Source organism: Methylotenera sp., from assembly GCF_013141425.1.
Lineage (GTDB): Bacteria > Pseudomonadota > Gammaproteobacteria > Burkholderiales > Methylophilaceae > Methylotenera.
The window spans coordinates 1-5,646 of record NZ_JABFRA010000082.1; the positions used below are offsets into that span (position 1 = coordinate 1).

The 5,646-nt window shown below is 44.5% G+C and carries 9 protein-coding genes; 1 reads left to right on the forward strand and 8 read right to left on the reverse strand.

Translation table 11 applies throughout. The features are described from left to right. A partial coding sequence (locus HOO90_RS07500) for a M23 family metallopeptidase (protein ID WP_292841645.1) occupies window positions 1–363 on the forward strand: 363 nt, incomplete at its 5' end. A gap of 107 nt (window positions 364–470) precedes the next feature. Here HOO90_RS07500 and HOO90_RS07505 read toward each other — a convergent pair. From HOO90_RS07505 to HOO90_RS07540, 8 genes are all read right to left on the reverse strand, one after another. Continuing rightward, window positions 471–725: a hypothetical protein gene (locus HOO90_RS07505; RefSeq protein WP_292841648.1), complete on the reverse strand. Its 255-nt coding sequence runs from the start codon at window positions 723–725 to the stop codon at window positions 471–473. Further along, window positions 726–980, reverse strand: a complete 255-nt coding sequence (locus HOO90_RS07510) for a GIY-YIG nuclease family protein (RefSeq protein ID WP_292841651.1) — start codon at window positions 978–980, stop codon at window positions 726–728. A 4-nt stretch (window positions 981–984) separates the two neighbouring features. Further along, the gene (gloA, locus tag HOO90_RS07515; RefSeq protein WP_292841653.1) at window positions 985–1,374 is read right to left on the reverse strand and encodes a lactoylglutathione lyase; all 390 of its coding nucleotides are present in this window, start codon (window positions 1,372–1,374) and stop codon (window positions 985–987) included. 19 nt (window positions 1,375–1,393) lie between these two features. Beyond that, window positions 1,394–1,645, reverse strand: coding sequence for a YfhL family 4Fe-4S dicluster ferredoxin (locus HOO90_RS07520; RefSeq protein ID WP_292841655.1), 252 nt, complete (start codon window positions 1,643–1,645; stop codon window positions 1,394–1,396). Between the two features lie 2 nt (window positions 1,646–1,647). After that, window positions 1,648–2,136, reverse strand: coding sequence for a pantetheine-phosphate adenylyltransferase (gene coaD / locus HOO90_RS07525; RefSeq protein WP_292841658.1), 489 nt, complete (start codon window positions 2,134–2,136; stop codon window positions 1,648–1,650). Window positions 2,137–2,165: 29 nt separating this feature from the next. Beyond that, a complete protein-coding gene (gene rsmD, locus HOO90_RS07530; protein ID WP_292841661.1) occupies window positions 2,166–2,726 on the reverse strand; it encodes a 16S rRNA (guanine(966)-N(2))-methyltransferase RsmD in 561 nt (186 codons plus the stop codon). A 54-nt stretch (window positions 2,727–2,780) separates the two neighbouring features. Continuing rightward, window positions 2,781–4,130 carry a pitrilysin family protein gene (locus tag HOO90_RS07535; RefSeq protein WP_292841664.1) on the reverse strand — a complete coding sequence of 450 codons (1,350 nt, stop codon included), beginning with the start codon at window positions 4,128–4,130 and terminating at the stop codon, window positions 2,781–2,783. Between the two features lie 201 nt (window positions 4,131–4,331). Then, window positions 4,332–5,646: pitrilysin family protein (locus HOO90_RS07540; RefSeq protein ID WP_366928754.1), on the reverse strand; the 1,315-nt coding region annotated here is incomplete at its 5' end.

Here is a 5,646-nt window from a genome sequence, read left to right on the forward strand (position 1 = left end):
AAATCTGGCGTCCACAAAGGCATCGACATCTTCGCCAAACAAGGCACTCCAGTGATTGCAAGCACCAACGGCTTGGTGATTTATACTGGCAACCTGCGCATGGGAGGCAATGTAGTAATGGTGCTGGGGCCAAAATGGCGCATATATTACTATGCGCATCTAGACCGCATCTATAGCAAAACTTTCAACTGGGTGTCGCGTGGTGAGTTCATCGGCACAGTGGGCAGTAGCGGCAATGCGGCTGGCAAACCACCACATTTACACTTCAGCGTGTTGACACTCATTCCTTATCCTTGGCGATTTAGCCAACAAACACAAGGCTGGAAGAAGATGTTTTTTGTAAACCCTACGGATGGCTTTTAACGAATCTTTCAGCTACAAAATTAAGAATTATTCAAAAAAACGGGTTGAACAATAATATTTAGCATGCCCTGCATACCGCATGGATATTGGCTTGCAGGGCATGTCTTTTAACTTACTTTCAGGCTATTTTGAATGGCGAGCAATTCCGCTTGCGGATCGATGAAATCTTCATAACTTTTACCCGGAGTGCGCGCATACCAATACTTGCTATTCCAAACATCGCCTTCAATTTTGTGCAACACAGCGTGTAACCAATTCGCAGCGGGATCATAATATTCCTGCGCTATTTTGTGCGATTTATCCCAATCACCCTCTAGCGCCACCTGAACAGCGAGTTCAATTATTAAAGCTACATTTGGCATTTAAGCTTCACCTTCAAAATAAGCTAACTTTTTATGCCTTGGCAATTTTTTAAGTTGCGCTTCTGCCATGCTGGCAGTGGAACGATTGGCATAAGGTTTGTTCGCGAGCATTTTTACAGGCGGATTTGCACGTGTATAACGCGCACCTTTTCCAGTTAAATGCGCAGCAAAGCGTGCCTCTAAATCGTTGGTAATGCCGGCATAATAAGCGCCGTTTTTACATTCGAGCAAATATAAAAACCAATTTTCTTGCACAGAATTAAAACGTTCCGGCCTGAATGAATTCAACTTTGTAACCATCTGGATCTTCAACAAAGGCAATCACGGTGGTGCCGTGCAGCATGGGGCCGGCTTCACGTACCACTTTGCCACCAGCGGCTTTTACCGCTGCACAGGCCTTGTAAGCATCTTCCACTTCAAGCGCAATGTGTCCATAGGCTTTGCCCATGTCGTAACTTTCTACGCCATAGTTGTATGTCAATTCAAGCACAGTATGATCACTTTCTGCACCGTAACCGACAAACGCCAAGGTAAATTTCCCCTCTGGGAAATCATGCTGACGCAATACCTGCATACCTAGAATTTCAGTATAAAACTTGATAGAGCGCTCCAAATTACCAACGCGGAGCATGGTGTGCAGCATGCGCATAATGAATTCCTTTTTTAGCTTATTTAACTGCGGTTAACAGATAATATTTATTCAGCAGCTGCTCTTTTGTTTCAACGACGTTTGGATTCAATGGAATGCAATCAATTGGGCAAACGCTTTGGCACTGGGGTTTGTCGTAATGCCCAACGCACTCGGTGCATAAATCGGGGTTGATCTCATAAATCTCTTCACCCTGAAAAATGGCACTATTCGGGCATGCGGGTTCGCAAACGTCACAATTGATGCATTCATTGGTAATCATTAATGCCACAGCTATCGACCCAACTTCACTTTTATCGCATCTTCAACCAGAGGTGATACGAAAGCATGCACATCGCCACCCAGCGTTGCTACTTCGCGCACCAGGCTCGATGAAATAAACATAAACTGTTCTGAAGGCGTTAAGAACAGCGTTTCAAATTGCGGATAAAGTTTACGGTTCATGCCTGCCAATTGAAATTCGTATTCAAAATCAGACGTCGCACGTAATCCGCGAATCACCATTTTAGCACCCTGATCTTGCACAAACTGCATCAACAAGCCACTAAATCCCACCACTTTAATATTACTGGCATGAGCAAATACACTATTGGCTAAAGCAACGCGTTCTTCTAAACTAAACAGTGTGTTTTTATTCGTGCTACCCGCTACTGCAACAATCACTTCATCAAACAAGTCCGCCGCGCGGCGCACGATATCCTCATGCCCCAAGGTAATCGGGTCAAATGTGCCAGGGTAAACTGCAATTCGGTTTTTGCTCATAGCCTTTTTACGTCATCAATTTTTATGGGTTATGCGGATTTTAACAGATGATAAAACACATTGCCCGCTTTGCTTTGCTTAAGCACTTGCCAGCTTTGCGCAAGGTCAGGTATTGCGCTTAACGCATATTCGGCTTCTACATAAACCAAACCATTCTCTTGCATGTGTTCCGCCAGCAATGGCAACACTTTTGTCAGCCAGCCTTGGTTATAGGGCGGATCTAAAAATATCAGGCTGAATTTTTGTTTATTACTCGCTAAAAAATCCAACGCGTCCTGGTGAACCATCGATGCATATTCGGCCTTTAGTAACTGCTTGTTCTCTAACAAGGCTTTATAGGCTGGCAAAGATTTTTCTACCAATGTCACAGTTACGGCGCCACGTGAAAGCGCTTCAAAGCCCATTACACCGGTACCTGCGAATAAATCCAAGCAAGTTTTGCCGGTTAAATCTTGTCCGAGCCAATTAAATAAGGTTTGCCTCACCCGTTCTGGCGTAGGGCGCAATCCAGAGGCATTCGGAAACTTAATTAAGCGACTGCGCCATTCACCCGCATTAATGCGAACAGTGTTGAGTTTTTTTTCAGCCATTTTATATACAAGCAGTTTTATTTTACAATGGCCTGAATTTTACTACTTAATGACCTATTTGGCGCTGTGGTTTTGGACTGAATTCTGGGTTAGATTCGCGTCTGGGTCACCCACAATTACTGTTACAAAATGCTCAGGTTTTAATCTGCGATTAAAGGCTTCTTTTATTTGTCCGGCTGTTACATTGGCCACTTTCTGGTTATATTCGTCTAGATAATTCAGTGGCAATTTATAAAAACCAATCATCGCGAGATATTCCAAAATTTTTCCATTGCTATCGATACGCATAGGAAAGCCGCCAATAATATTGGCTTTTGCTGCTTTTAATTCGTTATCTGTTACACCATTTTTAATAAAATTAGTTAGTGTTTCACGCACTAATTTAAGCGCCTCGTTGGCTTGATCTTTCTTGGTTTGCAAGTCGACTTGAAACGGCCCCAACTCCGCCATTGGGTTAAAGTAACTGTAGACACTATAAACGAGGCCGCGTTTTTCACGCACTTCTTCGGTTAAGCGCGAGACAAATCCACCGCCACCTAAAATATAGTTCCCCACGTATAAGGGGAATAAATCGGCATCTCCACGTTTTACCCCTGGGTAACCCAGTAAAATGTGCGACTGCGAGGCCGGATGACTAATGCGCTGTTCAATCGCCTGAGCTGGGTAGGCTACGGCAGGAATTGGCGCAATCGCAGTGGATTTTGGCAAACCGCTGGTAATCTCTTCTGCAATTTGACTAGCTTGCTCACGCGTTAAATCGCCGATTAAGGCAATAACCGCACCTTTTGCACCGTAGTATTGGTTGTAAAAATTTTGCAAATCTTCACGTTTGATTTTAGTTACTGTCTCCACCTCACCACTTTCATCAAAACTGTAAGGGTGCTTGCCGTACAAGGCCGCCATAAAAGCTTTACTCGAAATATTATCGGGTTGCGTCGCCGACTCTTGCAAACCGGAGATGATGCGCGCTCTTTCGCGGCTTAATACGCTTTCAGAAAAATCTGGCTTTTGCAAAACTTGTGTAAATACCTGCAGTGCCTGCGATTTTTCACGCGCACTGCTCAAGGTACGCAGTTTGAAAGCAGCGCGATCAAGATCAAAACTACCACTTAAAATGGCACCAATATCTGCCATTTTATTGGCAATCACTTCATCGCTCATTCCCGCCGCACCAAGCGTCATCAGGTAACGTGTGATGCCTGCAAGGCCTGACTTTTCTGCTGAATCACGCGCACTGCCTGCGGCAAAATTGACGCTAAGGTCGATAATCGGCAAATCATGATTCTCGACAAAATACACCTCGGCACCTTTGCTGGTTTGCCATTGTTGGATTTTAACGGCAGCGTTCACATTAAAAGTGATAACGCTAATAACTGTTAGTATAAAAATTTGAATTTTTTTCACATTTATTACCTTAAACTAAATTACTGTGTTCTCTCTAAGCACCGGTTGTTTTGCAATGAAACTTAGCGGAAAGGAAGTCACGAGATTTAAAAACTACTCTCTCATAAATATCAAATGGCTAAGCGAGACTAGGCGCAAAAGGCACGTGTATGATTTGTACACGAGGTTTTTTGCAACAACGTACACGACACAATTTGATATTTAATGTACATGTGGCTTGCCTTGAGGCTTGACATTCGAATCCATCGGTTGCGGATCCAAAATAGCCACCGTGAGATTGTCTTGCAGCAAATATTTTTTTGCGACAGCCTGCACCTGTTCTGAAGTCACGGCACGTAGTTTGGCAGAATAGTTATCAAGAATCTTCCATGAAAAGCCAATACTTTCAACAGTACCAATCTGCATTGCCTGATAGAACATCGAATCACGCTGGTAAACATCTGCCGCGATTACGCCTGCTTTTACACGATTTAATTCCTCCTCCGTTACCCCATTCACTTTAACTTTTTCTATTTGAGCTAGTAAAGCCGCCTTCAGTTCTGCCACGCTTTTACCTTCACTCGGCGTACCATCCAACTCAAACAAGGCCAAGCGACCACGCGACATAAGATCATATCCCGCACTTACATCTACTGCCAACTGCGTTTCGCGTACTAACTTCTGATTCAGCCGTGCGGCTGAGTTGCCACTCAGTACCCCCGATAAAACTTCTAGTGCATAAGGCTCCCAATCATTTTCAGGATCAACAATCGCGGGAACATGGTAACCCATGAGTAAATACGACTGTCTTGCGGGTGCTTTTACAATGATATTGCGTTCGCCAATTTGTGCTGGCTCGACCTGCGGCTTGCGCGCTGGCAACACTTTAGGTTTGAGCTTGCCAAAATACTGTTGGGCTAATTGATAGACATCTTGCGCCTTAACATCACCCACCACTACTAAGGTGGCATTATTTGGGGCGTACCAGTTGTTGTACCACTCCCGAGCATCTTCATAAGTCATGTTCTCAAGGTCATTCATAAACCCTACAACAGGCCGCGAATAAGGATGTGCCCGATAAGCTACCCCCTGAAAAGCCTCGTTTACCAAGGATTGTGGCTTATCGTCAGTACGCCAGCGGCGCTCTTCCATCACCACTTTGATTTCCTTATCAAACTCTTCTTTAGTTAGTTTTAAATTGGCCATGCGGTCTGCTTCTAGCTCTAAAGCCAGCGGCAAATGCGATTTTTCCAGTTGCTGAAAATAGCAAGTGTAGTCGGTACTGGTAACCGCATTTTCCTTACCACCGGCAGCAGCAATTAAACGTGAAAACTGCCCCGAAGGTACTTTGCTAGTGCCTTTAAACATCATGTGCTCCAGCACATGCGCTACCCCGGTTTTACCATTGACTTCATCAATACTGCCAGCGCGGTACCATACCTGCGAGACTACAACGGGCGAACGGTGATCTTCCTGCACGAGAACTTTTAAACCGTTATCCAGTTTATATTCCTGAATCGCGCTCGCCGCAAAGACT

What these genes read in the sequence shown, in the direction of transcription:
- HOO90_RS07505 (WP_292841648.1), bottom strand. Translation starts at nt 725, where the DNA reads ATGCCAAATGTAGCTTTAATAATTGAACTCGCTGTTCAGGTGGCGCTA.
- rsmD (WP_292841661.1), bottom strand. Translation starts at nt 2,726, where the DNA reads ATGGCTGAAAAAAAACTCAACACTGTTCGCATTAATGCGGGTGAATGG.
- gloA (WP_292841653.1), bottom strand. Translation starts at nt 1,374, where the DNA reads ATGCGCATGCTGCACACCATGCTCCGCGTTGGTAATTTGGAGCGCTCT.
- coaD (WP_292841658.1), bottom strand. Translation starts at nt 2,136, where the DNA reads ATGAGCAAAAACCGAATTGCAGTTTACCCTGGCACATTTGACCCGATT.